This is a genomic window from Streptomyces graminofaciens (assembly GCF_030294945.1).
In the GTDB taxonomy this organism is placed as follows: domain Bacteria; phylum Actinomycetota; class Actinomycetes; order Streptomycetales; family Streptomycetaceae; genus Streptomyces; species Streptomyces graminofaciens.
Map to the genome: position 1 here is coordinate 3,665,297 of NZ_AP018448.1, position 23,102 is coordinate 3,688,398.

The following is a 23,102-nucleotide window of genomic DNA, read 5'->3' on the forward strand; positions in this document are numbered from 1 at the left end:
TATGGGCCAGGGCGGGCCCGGCGCCTAGCCTCCGCGTGATCGAAGTACCGGATCGCGCGGATCCACCGGGTGGATACCGCCGCGCCACTCCGCGTCCGACCAGGCCTTTCCCTCGCCGAGGGCGGAGAAGTCACCCCTTCGCCGCCGCGGCCACCCCCGCCCCCACCCTCCCCGCCACCTCCCGCAGCCACATGTGCGCCGCGTCATGCGTATGCACGGGATGCCACCACAACGCCTCCTGCAGCGGCACCGCGTCATACGGCGGCCTCATGATCCGCACAGGCGCCGCCCCCCGCAGCCGCTCCGCGAGAAGCTCCTGGACCAGGGCGATACGTCGCGTGCCGGCGACCATGAACGGGAGTACGTGGAAGCTGTCCACCGACACCTCCACCCGCGCCTCGACCCCGAGCATCCCGAGCTGCCGAACGGCCGGCGCGTCGTACGTCCGCCGGTACGTCACCCACGGCAGGCGCGCCAGATCGTCCCGCGTGAGCTGGTCCCCGACCTCGTCGTTGTCCTCGGCGACGAGGAAGACCCAGCTGTCCTGGTACAGGTCGGTGGCGGGGAACCCGCTGATGATGCCGTGCGGCATGAGCAGTCCGTCGGTCGTGCTCAGCACCGTGCCGGCCTTCTCGACGATCCCGGCCGGGGTCTGGTCGAAGCGCAGCCGGATACCCGGCGCCTCCTCATGGATCGCGCGGGCGAGCTCGGTGCCGAAGACGGTCACCGCGTAGTCGGAGGTCACGATCGTGAACTCGCGGGTCTCCACCGCCGGGTCGAAGGCGGCCTGGCTGGAGAAGACGCGTTCCAGGAGGTCACAGGCGGTGGAGGTGCGGTCAAGAAGGACCTGGCCCAGCGCCGTCAGCTCGTAGTGGCCGCCGTCGCGGGAGAGCAGTTCGTCGTCGAAGTGGCGGCGCAGCCGGGCGAGGGCGGCGCTCATCGCGGGCTGGCTGAGGCCGATCCGCCGACCGGCCCGGGTGACGTTGCGTTCCTCCAGGAGGGCGCGCAGGGCGACGACGAGGTTGAGGTCGAGGCTGGCCAGGTTCACGACACACGCTCCCAGCAGGGACATAAACGCAGTGGATGACGTGCATCCACGGAATCTATTTCCCAGATTACGAGATGCGGGGCCAGATTAGTCGCATGTCATCAGGAGGACATGCTCGTGAAACCCGCGGCCCTTTCCGCGCCCTACCCCGGACCGTTCGCCCTCGGCACCTTCTCCGCCCCGGACAAGCCCCTTCCCCGCCGTCGTGATCTCCCCAACGCCTGGTTCGCCGACGCCTACGGACTGACCGAGACCGTCTCCGGCGACACCTTCCTCGACCGCGAACACGCCCTGACCAAACTCGGCTCGGTCGGCCGCCCGGTCCCGCACACCCGCGTCCGCATAGTCGACGAGGACGGCTTCCTCTACATCGACGACCGCAAGAAGGACATGATCGTCTCCGGCGGCGAGAACATCGCCACACCCGAGGTCGAACGCGTGCTGTACGAGCACCCCGCCATCCTGGAAGCCGCCGTCGTGGGCCTCCAGCACCCCCGCTGGGGCGAGGTCCCGCGGGCCTTCGTCGTCTTCCGCCCCGACGAGAACGCCGGAGCCGACGAACTACGCGAGTTCTGCCGGACACGGCTGGCCAAGTTCAAGGTGCCGGTCCGCTTCGACATCGTCGACGAACTGCCCCGCACCCCCTCGGGCAAGGTCCTCAAGCGCACCCTGCGCGCCATCCCGGCGGAGGGCTGAGACATGAGCGAGGAAAAGGAAACCGGGATGGCGCGTGCCTCCGATGTGAGCAGCGATCTCCGGCTGGACGGCAAGACCGCCTGGGTGACCGGCGCCGGCAAGGGACTGGGCCGCGCGATCGCGGTCGCCCTCTCCCAGGCCGGCGCGACCGTGGCGGTGACGGCCCGCACGGCGTCCGACCTGGAGGAACTGGAGGCCGAACTCGCCGCGCACGGCGGCAAGGTCCTCGTCCTTCCCGGTTCCGTCGCCGACTCGGACGCCGTACGGACCATGGTCGAGCGGATCACCGGCACGACGGGACGACTGGACGTGGCCGTCAACTGCGCCGGGGTCAGCCCGCACTTCACCCGCAGCGAGTTCGTCGATGACGAGGACTGGCAGCGGGTGCTCGACATCAATCTGCAGGGCACCTTCTACTGCTGCCGCGAGGCCGGGAAGGTCATGCTGGCGCAGCGCTCCGGCTCGATCGTCAACGTCTCGTCCGTGCACGCGCGCACCGGCTTCGAGCGGATCGCCGCGTACGCCGCCAGCAAGGGCGGTGTCGAGGCGCTCACCAAGGCCCTGGCCGTGGAGTGGGCCGACCGTGGTGTACGGGTCAACGCCCTCGCCCCCGGCTACTTCCACACCGACCTCAGCTCGGGCCTGCTGGCCAGCCGCTGGGGCGAACGGATCGTGGGCGGCACTCCCCTGGGCCGGGTGGGTGCCGTCGAGGAACTGGGCGGCGCGGCGGTGTTCCTCGCCTCGGACGCGGCACGCTTCGTCACCGGCACCACCCTCACCGTGGACGGGGGGTGGACCGCCCGCTAGGACCTGTCGTCACATCCCGTCGTCCGCCCGAAGGGCGGCCGCGCGGCGGCGTGGGGGTACCTCCCGCTCGCGCGGAGCCGAGAGTGGGGGAGCGTGCTCTCGGCGTGCTTCGGGATTCGGTGCCGACGGCTCAAGTGGAACAGCCGACTTTCGCGGCCGCCGCCGCGGCCGCCGCCAACAGTGATCCACCCCGCACGGGCGAGGCCCCGAAGCCGGTTATTGTGGCCGGGCGAATCGAACACAGGCGGGGCTGGCGGAGGGCACGTGGTGTCGGACGAAGGGCGGCTCGTCGCCGGGCGCTACCGGCTCACGGAGCGGATCGGCCGGGGCGGCATGGGTACGGTGTGGCGCGCGGAGGACGAGGTCCTCGGCCGCCAGGTCGCGCTGAAGCAACTGCATGTCCAGCCCCACCTCTCCCCGGACGAGCTGGCCACGCTGTACGAGCGCACGCGCCGCGAGGCCCGCAGCGCCGCCCGTATCGCGCATCCGAACGTGATCGTCGTCCACGATGTCGTGGACGACGTCGACGGGGACGGCGACGGGCGGCCCTGCATCGTCATGGAGTACGTCCCGGCGCCCACGCTCGCCGATCTCCTCAAGGACGGGCAGACCCTGCCGCCGGAGGAGGCGGCCCGGATCGGCCTCGGCATGGTCGCCGCGCTGCGCGCCGCCCACGCCGCCGGCGTACTGCACCGTGACGTCAAGCCCGGGAACGTGCTGCTGGGCGCGGACGGCCGGATCGTCCTCACCGACTTCGGCATCGCGATGACCGCCGACGCCTCCACGCTGACCAAGACCGGCGAGATGGTCGGCTCCATCCACTACATGGCCCCCGAGCGCATCCGCGGCCAGAAGCCGGGCCCGGCCTCGGACCTGTGGGCGCTGGGCGCGACGCTGTACCAGGCGGTGGAGGGACGGCCCCCGTTCCGCCGCCTGACCGCGATGGAGGCCGCGTACGCCATCGCGGTGGACCCCCTGGAGCCTCTGAAGCAGGGGGGCGCGCTGGAACCGCTGGTCGAGGCGCTGCTGTCCAAGGAGCCCGAGGAGCGGCCCTCTGCGGAGCAGACGGAGGAGGCCCTGCGGACCGTCCGGTCCGGGGTGTCGACGATCTCGCTGCCGAAGCCGTCCGTGAAGGGTTCGGGCGCCGAGCCGCCGGAGGCGGGGCGGGGGCGCGGACGATGGGGGAGACAAGGCCCGGCGCGCAGCAAGCGGGTTTTGGTGCCGCTCGGCGTCGCGCTCGCCGTCGTGGCCACGGTCGTCGGGGCTACGCTCTACCTGCGGGCGGACAACACCACGAACGACTCCGCCGCCCGGCAGAACACGGGTGCCGCGACCCCCTCGTACTCCCCCTCCCCCCTCCCCGACGGCTTCCACCTGGTCACGGAGGAGAGCCTCGGGGTCTCCTTCCCCGTGCCGGACAGCTGGAAGCCGAACAGGCGGACGGCTGAGCAGGTCACCTACGTCGACCCGACCCGCTTGGCCGAAATCAGGATCGGCGTCGTGGATCCTGCGGGCTCGCACCCCATTGCCCACCTCGCCGACATCGAGGCGAACACGAAGGTCAACTACCCCAACACGTACCGGAAGCTTCGTATGCAGAAGACCACCTTCCGGGGGCAGTCGGCGGCGATCTGGGAGTTCACCTTCCAGGGCCGGGCCCGTGCATTCCGCTCCATCGACCTCGGCTTCGGCCGTGAGGGCGAACGCGAGTACGACATCTCCGTCTCGGCTCCCAGCGCCGACTGGGACACCTACCGCCCCATCTTCGACAGCGTCAGAGACGGCTTCATCACGAGCGCCTCCTGACCGACTGCGGGGGGCGGACGCCAAGGGCTTTCTCGCCCCGGCGCCACATGCACCCGCAGCTCCCCGAACACATGGGACGGCCACCCACGCGCGAACTCGGGCGGCCCACCTCCCGGCGCCACAAGCACAGCCGCCGGCATGCGCTCAGCACCACGCAGAATCCCCTCACGGGTCACGTTGGCGTTGTTACCGCTGGTGTGCGCGGAGGCGCACCCGGCATAGAACGCGATGGGAATGGCATTGTGCCCGGTGAGAAGGCACGGCGGCCGCACCCCCAACCGACTCAGCTCCATCACCGTACGGCTCCAGCCATCCCGCACGGCGACGGTCCCCTTGACGGTGTGCGCCAGCACCACATACTGCACCGACACATGCCCGACCAGCCCGAGCACCACCACCGTCCCAACCACCGGCCGCCAGGCCCCATTCGGCCCGGTCACCAGACAGACGAGCGCGTCGCCGACCGGAATCGCGAGCAGCGCGTAGGCGGGCAGCAGGAAGCGCGGCGCAGCGTAGCCGATGAGGAAGAGATACGGGGCGGCGGCCGACACGGCGCAAGCCAGCAACGCGAGCGTCGGCGCACCACGACCGGCCCTGATCGCGACAGCCAGCCCCAACCCGGCGAGCACCGGCAGGGCGAACCACCACGCCATGACCGCCACGTGTGGCAGATCTCCGGTGCAGGGGCGGCACAAGGTACGTCCCACGAGGCTGCGCAGTTGGTCGTCGACGGCGAAGTTCCAGCCCCGCCCGCCCTGGATCCGGGAGGCATCGGACAGACGCTGCCCCAGACCGCCGTAGGAGGCATGCGACTCGAACACCCAGGCCCCGGCCCCCGTGCCGAGCCCCGCCGCCAATGCCACGAACAGCCGAGGGCTCCGCCATCGCCGTACGACCGCCGACAGGACCAGCAGCGGTAGGGTCACCCACACCGCGTCGCCAGGCCGCATCCAGGCCATCATGGCGGCCCCGGCGGCTACACCCCACAGCGCACCCCGGTCCCCGAGATCGGCCCGGGCCCGCAGGAAGCAACCCACGCAGATCAGGGCGCCGATCGCGACCCATTAGTTGGGCATGGCTTGCGGGCCGTAGAAGAGAGTCACCCAGAGGGTGGTGAACAGCGCACCCGCTAGGGCGAGGACCCGTACCAGGAACAGTCCCCGGCAGGCACGCAGGGCAAGGTACAAGCCCAATCCGGCCAGCAGGGCCAGGTACACGCGCAGCAGCACGGTGGACGACGACCATGCAGCGACGGGCGCGACCAGCAGCGGGACCCCACGGGCGCGCGGTGCGCTGAAGAAGGCGGCGGGCGCGTGCGGGCTGACCTGGCTGACGTACACCGTCTCGTCCCACCCGAGCCCCATCTCCGGTGGCACGAGGGCCAATTGGGCCAGCGTGAAGGAGCCGGCCACGAAGAGATGGACTATCCTCCCCGGGACCGACACGAGGCTCGAAACGTGGGCCATACTCCACCCCGGACATATGCATATAACCCACGTCCCCGACGGCGTGGGCTTCGCCACCAGTCCGAGCTCGCCGTCGCCATGCTCACCCGAGCCCGACAGCTGGGCCTGCGTGCACGCTGGTTCGCCGGCGACGAGGTCTACGGCGGGCGCGAACTGCGCCGCAGTGCTCGCCGGCTTAGTTTCGACGCCCTGTCGGTCCGCGTCGATCACCAGGTACCACCCCGGGTGGCCGCTTCACCGCGACCACCCTGGCTGCACGGCTGCCCCGGCGGGCGTGGGTGCGGATGCTCACCGGTCGCGGCCTGAAGGGCAACCGCCACTACGACTGGACCTGGACCGACATCCAGAGCGACGACACCCCCGACACCGAGGACGACGGGACATCCGTCCTGGTCGTGCGCCGACACCGCTTCAGGCGAACTCTCCTTCTACCGCTGTCACTCCACCCGACCCGTCACCCTCGTCGGCCTCATACACATCATCTGCACCAGATGGCGGGTCGAGGAGGACTTTCAGCTGGCCAAGGGCGCCACCGGACTCGACCAGGGCCAGACGACCTGCTGGAACTCCTGGATGCGCTGGAGCCTGATCGGCATCCTGGCCGCCGCCGTCCTGGCTGTCACCCGCGCCCGCGCCGCGACGACCGCCACTGCTGTCAGCCTCGTCCCGGTCAGCGCACGCGAGCTGCTGACCATCCTGCGGGCAACGGCCCTGCCTCCCTCCGCCACGACATCGGCCATGTCCTGAACTGGTCCGCCTGGCGACGCCGTCACCAGGCCATCGCGCAAGCCTGCCACCGGCGCTGGAACAACGTCACCGCCGCCACGACCACATGACACCGCCATGACGATCAAGAACTAGAGCTGCCAGGTCCGAGCGGCGCTGACTGCGTCGCGTCCTGTCTGCTCACCAGCATGGTTCGGATCCTCGCCCGGGACACCTCGCCTCGGTAATCGATCTGCGCAGCGACCTTACCGTCCAGCCCCCAGATCTCGGTCTGTCCGGTTGCTGAATCCGGGTAGCCGTCCATGCACCGCTGACCGGATCATTTAAGCCAACTTCCGTTTGCATGCCGGAAGTTGATCTATTGCAGGGTAGCTTTGCGAGTAACTCACACCACCGTGAGGGTGGAGATGAAAGAAATGTCTGGAAACGAAAGGCGCCATTTCATGACCAACATGAGAATGCTGCTTGCAAGAGCCTCCGCCTCATGTCTCGCGACGACCGCGATTGTTGCCGGGACGGTGGTGATGGCGGCTCCGGCGCAAGCCAATGCAAGCGACTGCGTGCAGTACCTGACTGATCGAGGCTACCGGATAGGGCCGGATTCCAGGCGAGCATGCAGAGTAGGTGCATCTGGGGACGAAATTATATATTGGTCGATGTGTCACCAGCTGCTCACTGAAATCGGCGTCAGGAACCGACACGCTCAGCTTGCTTGCGATCTGGCACAAAGCTGATCCGGCACATCTGGATACGGTCTTGCCCGGGAGCACTTCGGGGCAAGTCCGAATCCCATCACTCGGCGGTTGTCAGGTGTGGGGGTGGTGGGCCTTTCCCCCTGAGCGTGGACACCTTGGACACTGGACCTTGAGGGTCCAGAGGAAGAGATGTCACGCACGGTCGCGCCCAACAACATCAACAACATCCGCCTGAAGCTCAAGCGGTTGACCGACCGCGGGATCCCGGTCGAGACCGAGCCAGGCTTGTTCACCCAGCCACGGCCATAACCGTCCTTCGCCGCCGCGACCTGCCCGCTTGTCCCACACGAAAGGAAGAATCGGACATCAGGCCTCATACCGCCCTCTCAACTCTCGCGGCGACGAGAGCCGTTCGTAAGATCATCTCTGGATAGATCAACTCGCAGGAATTAAAGCGAAGTTGACTCTCCGAAAGGCCCCTGGGTCAGCGTTGCACGAACAGTCGCCCGCGGACCTGCGGCTGAGGTACTGGAGGCCGTGAGACACAGGCCGCAGTCCGCCAGAGGACGCTCTCGCCGTACAGCAGATCGCGGGGCCGAGTCGTCGCGGAGCTATTCACCCACCGGTCGACACCCACTGGAGCCACGGCGGGCTGGTACACGGCGGTCGGTGCTCGGGAGCCATCGGAGCATATGAATGAACGCTGGTGCCAAGGGTTGGCCCTCGTCAGCGGTACAGCGCGGGCCTCTCGATCAGCATCACCTCGCCCTGGCCGCCCCCGTCTGCGCCCGGATGCCCGCCTCCGCAACGGCTGCCGCCGCGTAGCCGTCCCACCTGCTGGGGCCGGTGATCTCGCCGTGGCGGGTGGTGTCGTCCCGGGTCTGGCTTCGCGGTCGTACGCGTCGGCGAAGCGGTACAGGTAGCCTTGGACGATGGTGCCGCCCCAGCGACCCGCCATGTCGGTGGCGAGGCCCTGTTGTTCGCCGACGCGGGCGGTGCCGCGTTCGCAGACCGCCTCGGCCATGACCTGGTAGCCGAAGCCGCAGTTGACTTGAAGTGCTCTTCCTCGTAATCGAGGGAGATTCCTGCCTACCTTGCGGTGGCGGGCTTGACGCCACAGGGACGCCTGACGACTGCCCTCCCGGCAGCCGGGGTGAGCGCATGGCCCATCCGGTACAGATGCAAGACGTTCCGGGCTGCGTTCCAGTCTGCATTGCCGGACCATCCGCAGTCGAGGTTCTTGCACACGAACGTGGCCTGGTCCTCGCGGCTGCCCGGTGTGGTGAAACCACATGCTGAGCAGCGTAGGGAGGTGCCGGGGGCAGGAACCTTGTGCAGGGCGCCGCCCTGACGGGCGGTCTTGTACGTCAGCATCGTCACGGTGCGGCCCCATGCCTCTTGGCTGATGGAGCGGTTCAAGCCGGACTTCTGGGCGACGTTCTGGCCGGGTTCCTCGGTGGTGCCCTTGGCGGACTTGACCATGTTCTTAATGTTGAGCTGTTCGACCACGATGGTGCCGTACTGCGTGGCAATGCTGGTGGTGGTCTTGTGCTGCCAGTCAACGGCGCGGCGCGTGGCTTTTGCGCGGAGCTGCTTGATCTGGTCGTAGGTGTGCCGCAAGCGGCGGGAGGCCTTCTCCCCGCGCCCTCGGTGCTGCTTACGCTGGGCGGCGCGTCGTTCAAGGCCCAGCAGCTTGGCCTTCTCCTGCGGGTTCAGCCACTTGTCACGGTCGGCCGTCCCGTCAAGGAGACGGGACGGGCGGCCATGGTCGCGGTGGTTGCCGTCCGAGAGGGCGAGGGGCAGGTTCACCCCGGCGTCGATACCGACCTGCGGACCGGTGTGTGGCTCCGGCTCGACTTCGAGGGCCTGGACGCGGAAGGCGATGTGCCAGCCGAGAGCGTCCTTGACCAGCCGGGCCCCGGTGACACGGTTGCCGGTGGTGGCGTGCTTGCCGACCGGGAGGTCCTTCGTCCAGCGGAAGCGAACGCGGCCGATCTTGGGGATGTTAACCATTCCCCAGCGGCGGTGCACACGGGTGATGTTCAGGTCCCGGCCCTGCGGGATGTCCACGGACATCACCGTGCGGAGGCGGGCCTTGAAGTTCGGGGCGCCGGCGCGACCGTCCCAGTAGTTCCGCCAGGCCTGGAAGTACGTCTTCAGCACGGCCTGCGCGGCTTGGGCAGGGAGCACGCCGAGCCAGTCGATCTCCTTGCGGGCCTGGCGGATCGCGATGTCGGCCACGGCCAGGGAACGCTTGTCCTTGGGGAGCATCGACCACCAGTCATGCAGGCAGTTCCACATGGTGCGGGCCGCATGCGCCTGGTCGTCCATGAGCCGGATCTGCGCAGGTGCCAGCGCCAGCCGGGCACGGTGCCCGAACTGCCGCTTCTCCTGAACACGTTCCGTACTCACACGATCACTCTACCATTTGGTTCATGTCACCACGATGGAATCCAAATCCTGATGTTAGAACGGGTCGTCACGTCATTCACAGCCTGCATGTCCACTTGGTGTTCCTCACCAAGTACCGGCAAAAGGCGTTCACAGGCGAGATGCTGACCAGGTGCGAGGAGATCATGCGAGAGGTCTGCCAGGACTTCCAGGCCGAGCTGAAGCAGTTCAACGGCGAAGAGGACCACGTCCATCTGCTGGTGCACTACCCACCCAAGGTCCAGCTCTCCAAGCTGGTCAACTCCCTGAAGGGTGTCTCCTCCCGGTACCTGAGCAAGGAGTACGACGCACATGTCCGCCGGTATCTGTGGGGCGGCCATTTCTGGTCCGGCTCGTACTTCGCCGGCAGCTGCGGCGGGGCATCGCTGACCGTCGTACGCCAGTACATCGAAAACCAGCAGCGCCCCGTGTGATCTAGCTGAGGCCAACAGCGCAGATCCGTGCCCAAAACCAAGGCCAGAGCAGCATCGGGCTGCGCTTCACGTCCCCCGTGAACGGGGCACGTGAAGCGCAAGATCAAAGGTAGATCTCGACGTCCACGATCGCCCCGCCGTCCGTCTCGAAGAGGACGAGCTGGGGGTCGGCCAGCCCCTCCGGCGCGTTCTCGGTCGGCCTCGGGCGCAGCACCGTCACCGCCGTGATCTCCTGGCCGAGCAGCCAGCGGGTCACGTCGATCTCGTGCGCCACGGAGTCGTTGACGAGGTTGGCGGTGGTGAAGCCGGGCGGGCTTGAGGCGTTGCGGTGCCGGTTGTGCAGCATCAGCGGGCGGCCCAACTGCCCGCTGTCCAGCAGGGCCTTGAGCTTCATGTACTCGGCGTCGTAGCGCCGCATGAAGCCGACCTGGACGCGGCGCCGGCCCAGTTGCCGCTCCGCCGCGAGGACCCGCAGGGCGGAGGCCGAGTCGGGGGTGAGCGGCTTCTCGCACAGGACGGGCAGGTCGTGTGCGAAGGCGGTGAGCAGGGCCGCCTCGTGGGCGGGGCCGGGCGAGGCGATGAGTACGGCGTCCACGTCGGCCGCGGCCATGGCTGCGGCCGGGTCTGGGTAAGCGGTGCAGCCGTCGATGCCGTCGGCGAGCCGCTCGGCCCGCTCGGTGTCGATGTCCACGACGGCGGCCACCCGCGCCCCGCTGATGACCTGGTCGAGCCTGCGTACATGGTCCGCGCCCATGCGGCCGGTCCCGATGACGGCGACTCCGAGCGTTCCGCGCTGCGTCATGCTGTTCCCCCTTCGGTCCTTGCTGGTCGGTCGGCCATTGCTCCTCGCCGTTCGGCCGTCGGGTCATGACGAACGGCCGTCGGTTCACGACGAACGGCCGTCCTCATCGCGGACCGGGGTCCGGATGAAGCGGCCGTCATCGTCGTCGGGGCCGTCCGGCGATCGGACGGCCGCGACCCTGCGTCTGCTTCGTCTACCTCGTCTGCCTGTCCACCGTGTCAGGAGGCTTTGTCGGTTGTGGCTGCGACGGGGGCGGTGAGGTCTTCCTCTTCGGGGAGTTCTTCGACGTCCACGCCGCGTACCTGGGCCAGTTCGTGTTTGAGCGCGGCGAGTTCGGTGCCGCCGGCCATGTGGTTGGTGAGTTCTTCGAGGCTGACCTGGTCGCGGGCGGCGCTCAGCTCCATCGTGCCCAGGCGCAGGACGCTGAAGTGGTCGCCGACCATGTAGGCGTGGTGGGGGTTGTGGGTGATGAAGATGACGCCGAGGCCGCGGTCGCGGGCAGCGGCGATGTACTTCAGCACGACACCGGACTGTTTGACGCCGAGGGCGGCGGTGGGTTCGTCGAGGATGAGGACGCGGGCGCCGAAGTGGACGGCGCGGGCGATGGCGACGCACTGGCGCTGGCCGCCGGAGAGGGTGCCGATGGGCTGGTCGAGGTCGTCCAGGACGATGCCCATGTTGCGCAGTTCGGTGTCCGCGGTCTTCTTCATCGTCTCGATGTCGAGGCGGCGGACGGGCCAGGGGCCCTTGGTGAGTTCGGAGCCGAGGAAGAAGTTGCGCCACACCGGCATCAGGGGGACGGTGGCCAGGTCCTGGTAGACGGTGGCGATACCCGAGTCGAGGGCCTCGCGAGGGGTGTTGAAGCGGACCGGGGTGCCGTCGACGAGGAACTCGCCCTCGGTGTGCTGATGCAGGCCGGAGATGATCTTGATGAGGGTGGACTTGCCGGCGCCGTTGTCACCCAGGACGCAGGTGACCTCGCCGGGGCGGACGCTCAGGTCCACGCCGTGCAGGGCGCGAATGTTGCCGTACGCCTTGCCCGCGCCCCGCAGTTCGACGACCGGCTTGCCCGAAGCGGGCGCCGCGTCGTTCACAGGGTTGGTGTCGTTGCCGGGGCCGGTGTCGTTGCCGGTGGCCGTCTCGGGTGAGGATGCGTTGCTGTCGGTCATGGGGCGGTTCACCTCCGGGTGGCCTGGTGGCGGACCCACAAGTTGACGAGGGCGGCGATCAGGAGCATCACGCCGAGGAAGGCCTTGAACCAGTCGGGGTTCCAGTTCGCGTAGACGATGCCCTGGGAGACCATGCCGAAGATGAAGGCACCGATCACCGGGCCGACCGCCGAGCCGTAGCCGCCGGTCAGCAGACACCCGCCGATCACCGCCGCGATGATGTACAGGAACTCGTTGCCCACACCCTCGCCGGACTGCACGGTGTTGAACGAGAACAGCAGGTGCATGCCCACGAACCAGGCACCGGCCCCGACGCCCATGAACAAGGCGATCTTCGTGAAGTTCACCGGGACACCGACCGCGCGGGCGGAGTCCTTGTTCCCGCCGACGGCGAAGATCCAGTTGCCGAACCTGGTGCGCAGCAGCAGCCAGGTCGCGATCGCGGCGAACGCCAGCCAGTAGAAGACGGTGACCTTGAAGTCGACGCCGCCGATGGACACTTCGGAGGCGAAGACGCTCTTGGCCTGGTCGAAGCCGTCCATGTCGCTGATGGAGTCGCTCGCCACGTTGCCGGTGAAGATCTTCGTGACGGCCAGGTTGGAGCCCTGGAGGATCAGGAACGAGCCCAGGGTGACCAGGAAGCTCGGCAGGCCGGTCTTGATCAGCAGCCAGCCGTTGAACGCGCCGACCGCCAACGACACGATCAGCGCGACGAACACGCCGGTCCACACGTTCACCGTCAGCTGGAAGCTCAGGATCGCCGCGGTGAGCGCGGAGGTGGTGACCGCGACACCGGCGGACAGGTCGAACTCCCCGCCGATCATCAGCAGGGCCACCGGGATCGCCATGATGCCCATGACGGAGGCCTGGTAGAGGACCGTCGCCAGCGAGCCTGCCTCACGGAAGGAGGGGGCCACCGAGAAGAAGAAGACGTACACGCCGATCGCGGCGATGAGCGCGCCGACCTCGGGGCGGGCCAGCAGACGGCGCCAGACGGAGCGCTGCACGGTCCGGCCGTCCTTCTGCGCGGCGGCCGGCGGAGCCGGCGGCGAGGAGCTCGCCGCCGGTGCCGTTGCTTGGGTCATCTCAGATCACCGGGTGCCCTTCGCGGCGAACTTGGCGATGGCGTCGACGTTGTCCTTGTCGACGAAGGCGGGGCCGGTGAGCACCGCTTCCTCGCCGCCGCCGCTGTAGTTGCCGTTGTTCTTGTAGAGCCACAGCGAGTCCACGGCCAGGTAGCCCTGCAGATACGGCTGCTGGTCCACCGCGAACTGGATGTCACCCTTCTTGATCGAGTCGGTCAGCTCCTTGTTCAGGTCGAACGTGGCGACCTTCGCCTTGCTGCCCGCGTCCCCGACCGACTGGACCGCGGTCAGGGCGTACGGGGCGCCGAGCGCGACGACGTAGTCGATCGCGGTGTCCTGCTTGAGCTTGGCGGTGATCGTCGCCTTCACGGACGGCATGTCGGTGCCGTTGACGTTGAGGACCTCGGTGTCGCCCTTGAAGGTCTTCTTCACACCGTCGCAGCGCTGGGTGAGGCCGACGTTGCCCTGCTCCTGCACGACACAGACGGCCTTCTTGGCGCCGACTTCGTTCAGCCTCTTGCCGAACGCCTCGCCCGCCACGCTCTCGTCCTGGCCGAAGAAGGACATCAGACCGAGGGACTGCCAGTCGCTCAGACCGGAGTTGAGGCCGACCACGGGGATGCCGGCGGCCTTCGCCTTGGCCACTACGTCCTTCATGGCGTCCGGCTTGGCGAGGGTGATGGCGATGCCGTCGACCTTCTGGTCGATCGCGTTCTGCACGAGGTTGGCCTGGTTGCCCGCGTTCGGGTCGGCCGAGTAGACGAGCTTGATGTTGTCCTTGTCGGCCGCCGCCTGGGCGCCCTTGCGGACGATGTCCCAGAAGGTGTCGCCGGGCGCCTGGTGGGTGACCAGGGCGACGGTCATCCGGGGGGTGTTCGCCTTGCCCGCAGAGGCGGCTGCCCCGCTCTCCTCGGACTCCTTGCCTCCGGAGCTGCTGGAGCATCCGGCTATCAGCAGAGCGGATGCGGCGGCCACGGCGACCATGGGCGCGATTCTGCGTGAGCGGGGGTGGAACGTGCGGTCCATCTTTCCTGCACCTCACTGTGCGACAGGGGGAAAGGGAACGGGACAGCGTCGGGCGAAAAGCCCGCGCGGGCCCGGACGTGTGAAGTCCGGATCATTGTGCCGGTAGAGCTATTTGGCTGCTTCGTTGGGACGGGATACAAACCCCTGGCACACCCGCCTGTCAATACTTTGTTAAGACATCATTTCACGAGCAGGTCCGAATGTCAGTACAAACTCTTGACATGGACTCACTATGGGCCATACACCTGGGATACATCCGGACCCGGGCGCCCGCATCCCCACAGCCCCGGCGGCCGGCGACCCGCATCCCCACCCTGAGGAGCGACGCGCATGCCCCAGCCCGAGTCCGCGCGCCCCGAGCCTGTCGGCGCCTTCGATCTCATCACCATGGGACGCATCGGCGTCGACCTCTACCCCCTGCAGACCGGCGTACCGCTGGCGCGGGTCGAGTCGTTCGGAAAGTTCCTCGGCGGTTCGGCCGCGAACGTCGCGGTGGCGGCCGCCCGGCTCGGCAACTCCACCGCCGTGATCACCCGGACCGGCGCCGACCCCTTCGGCAGCTACCTCCACGAGGCCCTGAAGGACTTCGGTGTGGACGACCGCTTCGTCACCCCCGTCGACGCGTACCCCACACCGATCACTTTCTGCGAGATCTTCCCGCCGGACGACTTCCCGCTCTACTTCTACCGGCGGCCCAAGGCCCCCGACCTGGAGATCCACACCGACGAGCTGGACTTCTTCGCCATCCGCGCGGCCCGCATCTTCTGGATCACCGGCACCGGCCTGAGCGAGGAGCCGAGCCGCTCGGCCACACTCGCCGCGCTCAAGGCCCGCGACAGGTCCGGCATCACCGTCTTCGACCTCGACTGGCGTCCGATGTTCTGGGCGGACCCCGAGAGCGCCCGTCCGTACTACGCCGAGGCCCTCCGGCACGCCACCGTCGCGGTCGGCAACGTGGACGAGTGCGAGGTGGCCACGGGCGTACGCGAACCGATGGCCTGCGCCGAGGCGCTGCTGGCGGCCGGGGTGGAACTGGCCGTGGTCAAACAGGGTCCCAAGGGTGTGCTCGCCGTCCACCGGGACGGCACGGTCGCCGAGGTGCCGCCGGTGCCGGTGGAGGTCGTCAACGGCCTCGGCGCGGGTGACGCGTTCGGGGGCTCCCTCTGCCACGGGCTGCTCCGCGACTGGCCCCTGGAACAGACCATGCGGTACGCCAACGCCGCCGGGGCCATAGTCGCCTCCCGCCTGGCCTGCTCCTCGGCGATGCCGACGGAGGCAGAGGTCGACTCCCTGCTCCACAGCGGCTGACCATCCCGCGCGAGCAACCACGACGAACCCACACCCGCCAACCCACCCAGGCCACCCGAGCTCTCCCGCGCGGCAGACGGGGTCGAAGGGGCAGCCGCCCCTGGGGGATGGGACGGGTAGGGGCGGCGGGGGCGAAAAACGACACCGCACCACCCACACGCGCCCGCGACGAAGACCACAGGAGCCCCCACATGCCCACCACCATCCCCGAGCTCCCCACACTCCGCGCCCACCACCCGGAGGCCATCCCCGAGGCGGCAGCCCGCCGCACCCGCCGCACCCTCATCGGCGACACCGGCCGCCTGATGATCGTCGCCGCCGACCACCCCGCCCGCGGCGCCCTCGGCGTCGGCGACCACCGCCTCGCGATGGCCAACCGGGCCGACCTCCTCGAACGCCTCTGCATCGCCCTCTCCCGCCCCGGTGTCGACGGCGTCCTCGCCACCGCCGACATCCTCGAGGACCTTCTGCTCCTCGGCGTCCTGGAGAACAAGGTCGTCATGGGCTCCCTCAACCGCGGCGGCCTCGCCGGCGCCTCCTTCGAGATGGACGACCGCTTCACCGGCCACCGCCCCGAGGACATCGAACGCCTCCGCTTCGACGCCGGAAAACTGCTCGTCCGCATCGACTACTCCGACCCCGGCTCCCTGACCACCCTGTACTCCACGGCCAGAGCCGTCGACGACATGGCGGCACGCCGGCTGCCGCTGTTCGTCGAGCCGTTTCTCTCCAGCCGCGTCGACGGCAAGGTCCGCAACGACCTGAGCCCCGAGGCCGTCACCCGTTCCATCGCCATCGCCTCCGGCCTCGGCGGCACCTCCGCCTACACCTGGCTGAAACTGCCGGTCACCGACGACCCCGACGCCATGGCCGAGGTCATGGAGACCTCGACCCTGCCCGCCGTCCTGCTCGGTGGCGAGGTCGGCAAGGACCAGGACGGCGCCTACGAGAAGTGGCGCAAGGCGCTGCGACTGCCCACCGTCCAGGGCCTGGTCGTGGGCCGCTCCCTGCTCTACCCGGCCGACGGCAGTGTGGAGACGGCGGTGGACACGGCGGTCGGCCTGCTGTGATCCGGGGCATGTCGTGACAAGGTTCCGGGGTATGTCTTGACAAGGCGGAAAAGCACCTTTCCCGCACCCGCCTCTCCTCTTCCCTCCCACCCCACGAAATCCCAGACCCCCGATCCCCCAGAACCTCCAGAACTCCCCGAACCCCAAACACAACGAACCCCTTCTCACCACCCCACGAGGTCCCGATGAGCCCCTCCACCCACCGCCTGACCGTTGCCCAGGCGCTGGTGCGGTTCCTGTCAGCCCAGTACACAGAGCGCGACGGCGTACGCCATCGGCTGATCGCCGGGACCTGGGGGATCTTCGGCCACGGCAACGTGGCGGGCATCGGCCAGGCCCTGCTGGAGGCCGGCGAGGAGACGATGCCGTTCCACCAGGGCCGCAACGAGCAGTCCATGGTGCACGCGGCCGTCGGCCACGCCCGGCAGCTGAACCGCCTCTCCGCGCAGGCGGTCACCACCTCCATCGGCCCCGGCGCCACCAACCTGGTCACGGGCGCCGCGCTGGCCACGATCAACCGCCTGCCCGTACTCCTCCTCCCGGGCGACTACTTCGCGACCCGCACCGCCGACCCGCTGCTCCAGCAGCTGGAGCACCCCACCGAGGCGGATGTGTCGGTCAATGACACCCTGCGCCCGGTCTCCCGCTACTTCGACCGGATCACCCGCCCGGAGGCGCTGATCCCGGCCGCCCTGAACGCCATGCGGGTCCTCGCCGACCCGGTCGAGACCGGCGCCGTCACCCTCGCCCTGCCGCAGGACGTGCAGGCGGAGGCGTACGACTGGCCGGAGGAGTTCTTCGCCGACCGCGTGTGGAACGTACGCCGGCCCGCCCCCGACCCGGTCGAGCTGGCCGAGGCCGTACGAGCCGTCCGCAGCGCCGGGAGGCCGCTGATCGTCGCGGGCGGTGGCGTCCACCACAGCGAGGCCGAGGAGGCGCTGAAGTCGCTGGTCGACGCCACCGGCATCCCGGTCGCCTCCACCCAGGCGGGCAAGGGATCGCTGCGGTACGACCACCCGGCCGACCTCGGCGGCATCGGCCACACCGGCACCGCGGTCTGCGACGACCTCGCCCGCACCGCGGACCTGATCATCGGCGTCGGCACCCGCTACACCGACTTCACCACCGCCTCCAACACCCTCTTCCAGGCCCCCGACGTCCGCTTCCTCAACCTCAACATCGCCGCGTTCGACGCCCACAAGCTGGCGGCCCGGACGGTGGTGTGCGACGCGCGAGCGGGCCTGGAAGCGCTCAGGGACGCACTCACCGATCACCGCGTGAGCGAGTCGTACGAGGCCGAGTACCGCGTCGGCAAGGAGCGCTGGGAGCGGATCGTCGACGCCGCCTACACCCCGGCCGACGAGAACGCCGTACCGACGCAGACCCAGGTGCTGGGCGCGCTGGACGTGGTCGTGGGCGACGAGGACGTGGTCATCAACGCGGCCGGTTCGCTCCCCGGGGATCTGCACAAGCTGTGGCGGGCCCGCAGCCCCCGCCAGTACCACCTGGAGTACGGCTACTCCTGCATGGGCTACGAGATCCCGGCCGCGATCGGCGTCCAGCAGGCCGCGCCCGGCACGGCGGTCTGGTCGCTGGTCGGCGACGGCACGTATCTGATGATGCCGACGGAGATCGTGACGGCCGTCCAGGAGGGCCTGCCCGTCAACCTGGTCCTGATCCAGAACCACGGGTACGCCTCCATCGGCGGCCTGTCCGAGTCGGTGGGCGCCGAGCGCTTCGGCACCGCCTACCGCTACCGCGCCGCCGACGGCACCTTCACCGGTGCCCCGCTCCCGGTGGACCTCGCCGCGAACGCCGCGAGCCTCGGCATGGACGTCATCCGCGCCAAGACCGTACGGGAGCTGCGCGACGCCCTGGCCGCGGCCCGCGCCTCGGACCGCCCGACCTGCGTGTACATCGAGACGGACCCGACGCCGACGGCTCCCCCGGCCGAGGCCTGGTGGGACGTGCCGGTAGCCGAGACCGCCTCCCGCCCGGCAGCCGTCGAAGCCCGCGAGACGTACGAGCGGGAGGTGGCCGGGCAGCGCCGCCACCTCTGACCACCACGGTGGCTCTGGGGCGCTTGTAAGGACAATGCAATGACAGGGGTTCCTGTCATCCGGACGGACGGATACCCTCAGAGCGTGACGAGCGCGACCGCGGGGAGTACGGAGAGTCTCGACCTCAGCGTCGACCGGAGCAGCCCGGTCCCGCTGTACTACCAGCTTGCCCGGCAGCTGGAGGCCGCGATCGAGCACGGCGCGCTCGGCCCGGGCAGCCTGCTGGGCAACGAGATCGAGCTGGCGGGCCGCCTGGGCCTGTCCCGCCCGACCGTCCGCCAGGCCATCCAGTCGCTCGTCGACAAGGGCCTGCTCGTACGGCGCCGGGGCGTGGGCACGCAGGTGGTGCACAGTCAGGTCAAGCGCCCCCTGGAGCTGAGCAGCCTCTACGACGACCTGGAGGCGGCCGGGCAGCACCCCACGACTCGGGTGCTGTTGAGCGAGGTGCGGTCCGCCTCCGCCGAGGTGGCGGCCGCCCTGGGCGTCGCGGAGGGCGCCGAGGTGCACCTCATCGAGCGGCTGCGTCTCACGCACGGCCAGCCGGTGGCGTTCCTCGCCAACTACGTCCCGACGGGCCTGCTGGACCTGGACACCGAGCGGCTGGAGGCGACCGGCCTGTACCGCCTGCTGCGCAGCGCCGGGATCACCCTGCACAGCGCCCGTCAGACGGTCGGCGCCCGGGTCGCCACGGCCGAGGAGGCCGAGCGCCTCGAAGAGCCGGAGGGCGCCGCCGTACTCACGATGCAGCGCACGGCGTACGACGACACCGGCCGCCCGGTCGAGTACGGCAGCCACATCTACCGGGCCTCGCGCTACTCCTTCGACTTCCAGTTGCTCGTCCGCAACTGACGCCCCCGCAGCGGCAGGGCGGCCGGGATCAGTTCGGCGGCGGCAGGCAGTTGTCCTCCGGGGCGACGGACTGCCAGATGCGCCGCCCGATGTCCCTCAGCTGCCGCTGCTGGGTCTTGGTGAGCACGTCGAACACATAGCGCCGTACGGCGTCGGCGTGCCCCGGGGCGCTCTCGACGACCTTGGCGTAACCGGCGTCGGTGAGGATGGCGAGGGTGTAGCGCCCGTCCTCCGGGTCCGGCGTACGACGCACCCAGTCGCTCTTCTCCAGCCGTTTGACCAGGTGGGACAGGCGTGACAGCGACGACCCCGTGTAGCCGGCCAACTCGCTCATGCGCAGGGTGCGGCCTTCCGTCTGGGACAGCATGGCCATCACCAGGTACTCCACATGACTGACGCCCGAGTCCCGCTGCAGCTGCGCGTCGAGCGCGCTCGGGAGCCTGATCATCACGCCGGCCAGCGCGTGCCAGGTCTCCATCTCGTCGTCGGTCAGCCGCGACCGCTGCGGTGTCTCCATGCCGCCCACTCTACGGGGCCGACCAGACGATCGATCGCGACATGACTTGATGCTTCAAGCCGCCCGCGCGGCGGGGCCGTGGCCCTCCACATCCCGTACGGCATCCCGCGTTCGGCGCATCACCAGGTCAGTTCCAGGCGTTCCGGTGAGCGGTGGATCAGGGTCGGACGCATCGTCACCTTCGTCCCCTCGGCGAGGCGCAGGCCCGGCAGGCGGCTGGTCAACTGCTCCAGGGTGATGCGGAGTTGTTCGCGGGCGAGCTGGGAGCCGGGGCAGGTGTGGACGCCGAAGCCGAAGGCGAGATGGCGGACCGGGGTGCGGGTGATGTCGAACTCGTCGGGGCGGGCATGCCGGGCCGGGTCGCGGTTCGCGGCGCCGAAGGCTATCAACAGGGCCGCGCCGGCCGGGAGTTCGGTGCCGGCGAGGGTGACCGGGCGGGTGGTGACCCGGCGGAAGCCTTGCAGTGCGGTGTCATGGCGGGCGGCCTCCTCGATGGCGGCCGGGATGCGCTCGGGCTCGGCGCACAGCAGCTCCCACTGCCATGGGTGGCGCAGGAGGTGCAGGACGGTGGTGCCGATGAGGGCGGTCGTCGTCAGATGACCCGCGATGAGCAGGTTCTGCAGATGGCCGACGAGTTGGTGGCGCTGGTCGAGGGTCAGCTCGGTCTCGGGTACGGCGACGGCGGAGATGAGTTCGGTGCCGAGGTCCTCGCGCGGGTCGGCGTGGCGGGTGCGGACGAACGCGTCGAGGAGGCGCTGCATGGCGACCACCTCCTCGGCGGCGGCGATCTGTTCGCTCTCCTCCAGGGGCCGGAACAGCAGCTCCTCGGCGCGGTGGCCGCCGTGCACGAGGGCAGGTACGTCTTCCGGGTCGAGCCCTACGATCCGCCCGATGACGTCTCCGGGGAGCCGGGCCGCGTAGGCGGACATCAGGTCGACACGGCCGTCGTCGGCGAAGGTGTCGACCAGTTCGGCGGCCCGTTCGGCGGCGTACGGCAGGACGGCGGCGACCCGGGCGGGCGACAGGCCCCGCACGATGGGGGCGCGCAGCTCCTGGTGGTGGGCGCCGTCGGCGGTGACGACGACGGGGTGGCCGCCGAAGCCGCCGCCGAGGACGGCCAGCGCGGCGGGCGCGGGCATGACGTCCGGCCGTAGTGCGTTGGCCGAGGAGAAGTCCTCCGGGCGCCTGAGCACCTCCCGTACGTCGGCGTCCCGTGCCACGAGCCAGGAGTCCAGCTCGGGGACGAAGGTGAGGCCCTCCGCGGTGCGGGCGCGGGTGTAGTGCGGATACGGGTTCCGCTGCAACTCGTCGAGCCTGCCGTGCAGTTGACGGTCCACGCGGACACCTTTCGGCCATGGGCTGCGGAGGGTCGCGCTCATGGTGCCGTACGGCGGTGTGGTGGCGGTAGACCGTTTTCGGCGCCGGTGGATGCCGCCCCGTTTTTCCGGGGGGACCCACCGGCGCCGCTCGTCGGCCGCTCGGACCGGCGGTCATCGGCTGGTCAGAAGACGACCGTCCAGGCTTCGCGGGCCGCCTGCTGCGCGGTGTACGAGACGCCGTCGACCTTCAGCCCGCCCGCGTCCACGAGGGTGATGCGGCCGCCGCTGTTGCCGAGTTGGGCGCCGTTGGACAGCGGGACGAGGAGGCTGGCCCCGGCGGCGAGCGGGCCCTGGGTCACGGGGGCGGCGTTGCCGAGGGTGTCGAGGATGCGCCAGCCGGTGAGATCGACCGGGTCGGGCGAGGCGTTGACGAGGGTGACCGTCTCCCGCTCGGGGGCCGGGCCCCTGGGGTTGACCAGGGCCGCCACGATCCGCACGGGCTGCTCGCCCGGCTGCTCGGGGCGGGGCTCGCCGCCCGGCAGGGTGTGGCCGGTGGTGTCGTCGGTGTGCCATGCCTGGCTCTGGAAGGCGAGGAAGACGCCGACCCAGCGGTCCGTGTCAGGGAAGTGGATCAGCAGTCCGCCGTCCTGCCAGACACCGTCGTCCTTCTTGAACCTGCCGACGTTGCCCTGGTTCATATGGATGTCGTGCACGCCGTTGCCCGGCAGGAAGCCGAAGACCTTGTCCTTGATGCCCGGTTCGGGGCCGAAGCGCTCGCCGAAGAGGTACAGCCTGGCCGTGGGGTCGGCGACCGCGCGGTTCACATAGTGGTCGAAGATGTCCGCGAGGTCGTTGTCCGCGCCCTCCTTGTGGGGCGGGAGGGTGCGCATCTTCGCCGGGTCGAAGAGGTTGCCCCGCACGAAGTCGAGGTTGGGGCCGCCGGGGCCCGGGGGCAGCGCGTTCCAGCCGCTGCCGAGGCCGTCCAGACGGGTGACGACGGGGTGCCCGAAGTCCTCGTCGACGAGGTAGAGCAGCTCGGAGGGCCGCTCCTGCGATTTCACGTTCACCGAGGCGCGGTAGTGCGTCCCCTGGTCGTCCGTCAGATGAATCTGGTAGTGAGGTGTGTCGTCGCGGGGTTCGCGACGGGTGTCGACGGCGCGTGCGACGAGCACGCCATAGCTCTGCAGTGGCACGATGACCAACTCCCCCGTGGGGCGGCAGCGTTGCTCGCCCCCTCTGAGAGGAATGGTAGCGGGGCAGGCCCCATTACCACCTGACTCTTCAAGATTTTACCCTTCGCCCCTTATCTCGCATCTTGCGAAGAATGAGCACATGGTTCTCTTCTCTCTGGAGCGCGTCGTCCCGCTCCCCGTCGGCCTGGCCTGGCACCGCCTGACCGACTGGCCCCGCCACGCCGACGTGGTCCCCCTGACCCGGATCACCGTGCGCACCCCTCCCCCGAACCACGAGGGCACACTCTTCGTGGCCCGCAGCGGCCTCGGCTCCCTCTCCTTCGACGACCCGATGGAGGTGGTCGACTGGCGGCCACCGACGGACACGGCACCGGGCCTGTGCCGTCTGGCCAAGCGCGGCGCGTTCGTCACCGGCTGGGCCGAGATCGAGGTGCGTCCGTACGGGGCCGACGGCGGCACCTCCTGTGTGGTGTGGCGCGAGGACCTGCGGGTGCGCCGGCTGCCGGCCATCTGCGACCGCCCGCTGGGGTGGCTGGCCCGGCGGATGTTCGGCCGGGCGATGGACGGCCTGCTGGCCGTCCGCTGACGCGTTCCGG

18 protein-coding genes and 3 pseudogenes are annotated in these 23,102 nt (G+C 69.5%); 10 read left to right on the forward strand and 11 right to left on the reverse strand.

What is annotated here, in order from left to right:
* Positions 1-130 precede the first annotated feature (130 nt).
* Positions 131-1,048 (reverse strand): LysR family transcriptional regulator, encoded by a 918-nt coding sequence (locus SGFS_RS15745; protein WP_286250864.1) that lies wholly within the window; start codon positions 1,046-1,048, stop codon positions 131-133.
* A 111-nt stretch (positions 1,049-1,159) separates the two neighbouring features.
* Between SGFS_RS15745 and SGFS_RS15750 the strand changes: the two genes are divergently transcribed.
* From SGFS_RS15750 to SGFS_RS15760, 3 genes are all read left to right on the forward strand, one after another.
* The gene (locus SGFS_RS15750) at positions 1,160-1,744 is read left to right on the forward strand and encodes an AMP-binding enzyme (protein WP_286250866.1); all 585 of its coding nucleotides are present in this window, start codon (positions 1,160-1,162) and stop codon (positions 1,742-1,744) included.
* Positions 1,745-1,747: 3 nt separating this feature from the next.
* Positions 1,748-2,551 (forward strand): SDR family NAD(P)-dependent oxidoreductase, encoded by an 804-nt coding sequence (locus SGFS_RS15755; protein ID WP_286250867.1) that lies wholly within the window; start codon positions 1,748-1,750, stop codon positions 2,549-2,551.
* 264 nt (positions 2,552-2,815) lie between these two features.
* Complete coding sequence (locus SGFS_RS15760) at positions 2,816-4,357, forward strand: serine/threonine-protein kinase (RefSeq protein ID WP_286250869.1); 1,542 nt, start codon at positions 2,816-2,818, stop codon at positions 4,355-4,357.
* Here the strand turns inward: SGFS_RS15760 and SGFS_RS15765 are convergent.
* Positions 4,303-5,823, reverse strand: a pseudogene (locus tag SGFS_RS15765) (hypothetical protein). The gene SGFS_RS15760 and the pseudogene SGFS_RS15765 sit on opposite strands and share 55 nt — an antisense overlap.
* Before the next feature lie 573 nt (positions 5,824-6,396).
* Here SGFS_RS15765 and SGFS_RS15770 point away from each other — a divergent pair.
* The gene (locus tag SGFS_RS15770) at positions 6,397-6,570 is read left to right on the forward strand and encodes a hypothetical protein (protein ID WP_286250871.1); all 174 of its coding nucleotides are present in this window, start codon (positions 6,397-6,399) and stop codon (positions 6,568-6,570) included.
* A gap of 1,400 nt (positions 6,571-7,970) precedes the next feature.
* On the opposite strand, the pseudogene SGFS_RS15775 reads toward SGFS_RS15770, so the two are convergent.
* Positions 7,971-8,295: pseudogene (locus SGFS_RS15775) on the reverse strand (inositol 2-dehydrogenase); the annotation flags it as partial.
* Positions 8,296-8,333: 38 nt separating this feature from the next.
* A complete protein-coding gene (locus SGFS_RS15780; RefSeq protein ID WP_434028200.1) occupies positions 8,334-9,575 on the reverse strand; it encodes an RNA-guided endonuclease InsQ/TnpB family protein in 1,242 nt (413 codons plus the stop codon).
* 104 nt (positions 9,576-9,679) lie between these two features.
* Between SGFS_RS15780 and tnpA the strand changes: the two genes are divergently transcribed.
* Positions 9,680-10,108, forward strand: a complete 429-nt coding sequence (tnpA, locus tag SGFS_RS15785; RefSeq protein ID WP_286250875.1) for an IS200/IS605 family transposase — start codon at positions 9,680-9,682, stop codon at positions 10,106-10,108.
* A 106-nt stretch (positions 10,109-10,214) separates the two neighbouring features.
* On the opposite strand, the pseudogene SGFS_RS15790 reads toward tnpA, so the two are convergent.
* From SGFS_RS15790 to SGFS_RS15805, 4 genes and pseudogenes are all read right to left on the reverse strand, one after another.
* Positions 10,215-10,910: pseudogene (locus tag SGFS_RS15790) on the reverse strand (Gfo/Idh/MocA family protein); the annotation flags it as partial.
* A gap of 218 nt (positions 10,911-11,128) precedes the next feature.
* Complete coding sequence (locus SGFS_RS15795) at positions 11,129-12,079, reverse strand: ATP-binding cassette domain-containing protein (protein ID WP_286250877.1); 951 nt, start codon at positions 12,077-12,079, stop codon at positions 11,129-11,131.
* Between the two features lie 8 nt (positions 12,080-12,087).
* On the reverse strand, positions 12,088-13,164 hold the full coding sequence (locus SGFS_RS15800; protein WP_286250879.1) for an ABC transporter permease: 1,077 nt from the start codon (positions 13,162-13,164) through the stop codon (positions 12,088-12,090).
* Positions 13,165-13,170: 6 nt separating this feature from the next.
* Entirely contained in the window at positions 13,171-14,190 is a 1,020-nt protein-coding gene (locus SGFS_RS15805) for a sugar ABC transporter substrate-binding protein (protein WP_286250880.1), read from the reverse strand.
* 330 nt (positions 14,191-14,520) lie between these two features.
* On the opposite strand from SGFS_RS15805, the gene iolC reads away from it, so the two are divergent.
* The 4 genes from iolC to SGFS_RS15825 all read left to right on the forward strand — a co-directional run bounded on the left by iolC (position 14,521) and on the right by SGFS_RS15825 (position 19,477).
* Positions 14,521-15,498 carry a 5-dehydro-2-deoxygluconokinase gene (iolC, locus tag SGFS_RS15810; protein ID WP_286250882.1) on the forward strand — a complete coding sequence of 326 codons (978 nt, stop codon included), beginning with the start codon at positions 14,521-14,523 and terminating at the stop codon, positions 15,496-15,498.
* A gap of 191 nt (positions 15,499-15,689) precedes the next feature.
* A complete protein-coding gene (locus SGFS_RS15815; protein ID WP_286250884.1) occupies positions 15,690-16,568 on the forward strand; it encodes a Cgl0159 family (beta/alpha)8-fold protein in 879 nt (292 codons plus the stop codon).
* Positions 16,569-16,753: 185 nt separating this feature from the next.
* A complete protein-coding gene (gene iolD / locus SGFS_RS15820) occupies positions 16,754-18,628 on the forward strand; it encodes a 3D-(3,5/4)-trihydroxycyclohexane-1,2-dione acylhydrolase (decyclizing) (protein WP_286250886.1) in 1,875 nt (624 codons plus the stop codon).
* A gap of 84 nt (positions 18,629-18,712) precedes the next feature.
* Positions 18,713-19,477 carry a GntR family transcriptional regulator gene (locus SGFS_RS15825; RefSeq protein WP_286250888.1) on the forward strand — a complete coding sequence of 255 codons (765 nt, stop codon included), beginning with the start codon at positions 18,713-18,715 and terminating at the stop codon, positions 19,475-19,477.
* 28 nt (positions 19,478-19,505) lie between these two features.
* Here the strand turns inward: SGFS_RS15825 and SGFS_RS15830 are convergent, their stop codons facing one another.
* The 3 genes from SGFS_RS15830 to SGFS_RS15840 all read right to left on the reverse strand — a co-directional run bounded on the left by SGFS_RS15830 (position 19,506) and on the right by SGFS_RS15840 (position 22,506).
* A complete protein-coding gene (locus tag SGFS_RS15830; RefSeq protein ID WP_286250889.1) occupies positions 19,506-19,994 on the reverse strand; it encodes a MarR family winged helix-turn-helix transcriptional regulator in 489 nt (162 codons plus the stop codon).
* Between the two features lie 119 nt (positions 19,995-20,113).
* Positions 20,114-21,331: a cytochrome P450 gene (locus SGFS_RS15835; RefSeq protein WP_286250890.1), complete on the reverse strand. Its 1,218-nt coding sequence runs from the start codon at positions 21,329-21,331 to the stop codon at positions 20,114-20,116.
* Positions 21,332-21,495: 164 nt separating this feature from the next.
* Positions 21,496-22,506 (reverse strand): DUF2278 family protein, encoded by a 1,011-nt coding sequence (locus SGFS_RS15840; RefSeq protein ID WP_286250891.1) that lies wholly within the window; start codon positions 22,504-22,506, stop codon positions 21,496-21,498.
* 139 nt (positions 22,507-22,645) lie between these two features.
* Here SGFS_RS15840 and SGFS_RS15845 point away from each other — a divergent pair, with 139 nt between their 5' ends.
* Positions 22,646-23,092 (forward strand): SRPBCC family protein, encoded by a 447-nt coding sequence (locus SGFS_RS15845; RefSeq protein ID WP_286250892.1) that lies wholly within the window; start codon positions 22,646-22,648, stop codon positions 23,090-23,092.
* Positions 23,093-23,102 lie beyond the last annotated feature (10 nt).

Bases quoted from the DNA above. Each gene is read 5' to 3' on its own strand.
- SGFS_RS15830 (WP_286250889.1), bottom strand. From the start codon at position 19,994: ATGGAGACACCGCAGCGGTCGCGGCTGACCGACGACGAGATGGAGACC.
- iolC (WP_286250882.1), top strand. From the start codon at position 14,521: ATGCCCCAGCCCGAGTCCGCGCGCCCCGAGCCTGTCGGCGCCTTCGAT.
- SGFS_RS15795 (WP_286250877.1), bottom strand. From the start codon at position 12,079: ATGACCGACAGCAACGCATCCTCACCCGAGACGGCCACCGGCAACGAC.
- SGFS_RS15800 (WP_286250879.1), bottom strand. From the start codon at position 13,164: ATGACCCAAGCAACGGCACCGGCGGCGAGCTCCTCGCCGCCGGCTCCG.
- SGFS_RS15755 (WP_286250867.1), top strand. From the start codon at position 1,748: ATGAGCGAGGAAAAGGAAACCGGGATGGCGCGTGCCTCCGATGTGAGC.
- tnpA (WP_286250875.1), top strand. From the start codon at position 9,680: ATGTCACCACGATGGAATCCAAATCCTGATGTTAGAACGGGTCGTCAC.
- SGFS_RS15780 (WP_434028200.1), bottom strand. From the start codon at position 9,575: ATGGACGACCAGGCGCATGCGGCCCGCACCATGTGGAACTGCCTGCAT.
- SGFS_RS15815 (WP_286250884.1), top strand. From the start codon at position 15,690: ATGCCCACCACCATCCCCGAGCTCCCCACACTCCGCGCCCACCACCCG.
- SGFS_RS15770 (WP_286250871.1), top strand. From the start codon at position 6,397: ATGCGCTGGAGCCTGATCGGCATCCTGGCCGCCGCCGTCCTGGCTGTC.
- SGFS_RS15805 (WP_286250880.1), bottom strand. From the start codon at position 14,190: ATGGACCGCACGTTCCACCCCCGCTCACGCAGAATCGCGCCCATGGTC.
- iolD (WP_286250886.1), top strand. From the start codon at position 16,754: ATGAGCCCCTCCACCCACCGCCTGACCGTTGCCCAGGCGCTGGTGCGG.
- SGFS_RS15845 (WP_286250892.1), top strand. From the start codon at position 22,646: ATGGTTCTCTTCTCTCTGGAGCGCGTCGTCCCGCTCCCCGTCGGCCTG.
- SGFS_RS15750 (WP_286250866.1), top strand. From the start codon at position 1,160: ATGCTCGTGAAACCCGCGGCCCTTTCCGCGCCCTACCCCGGACCGTTC.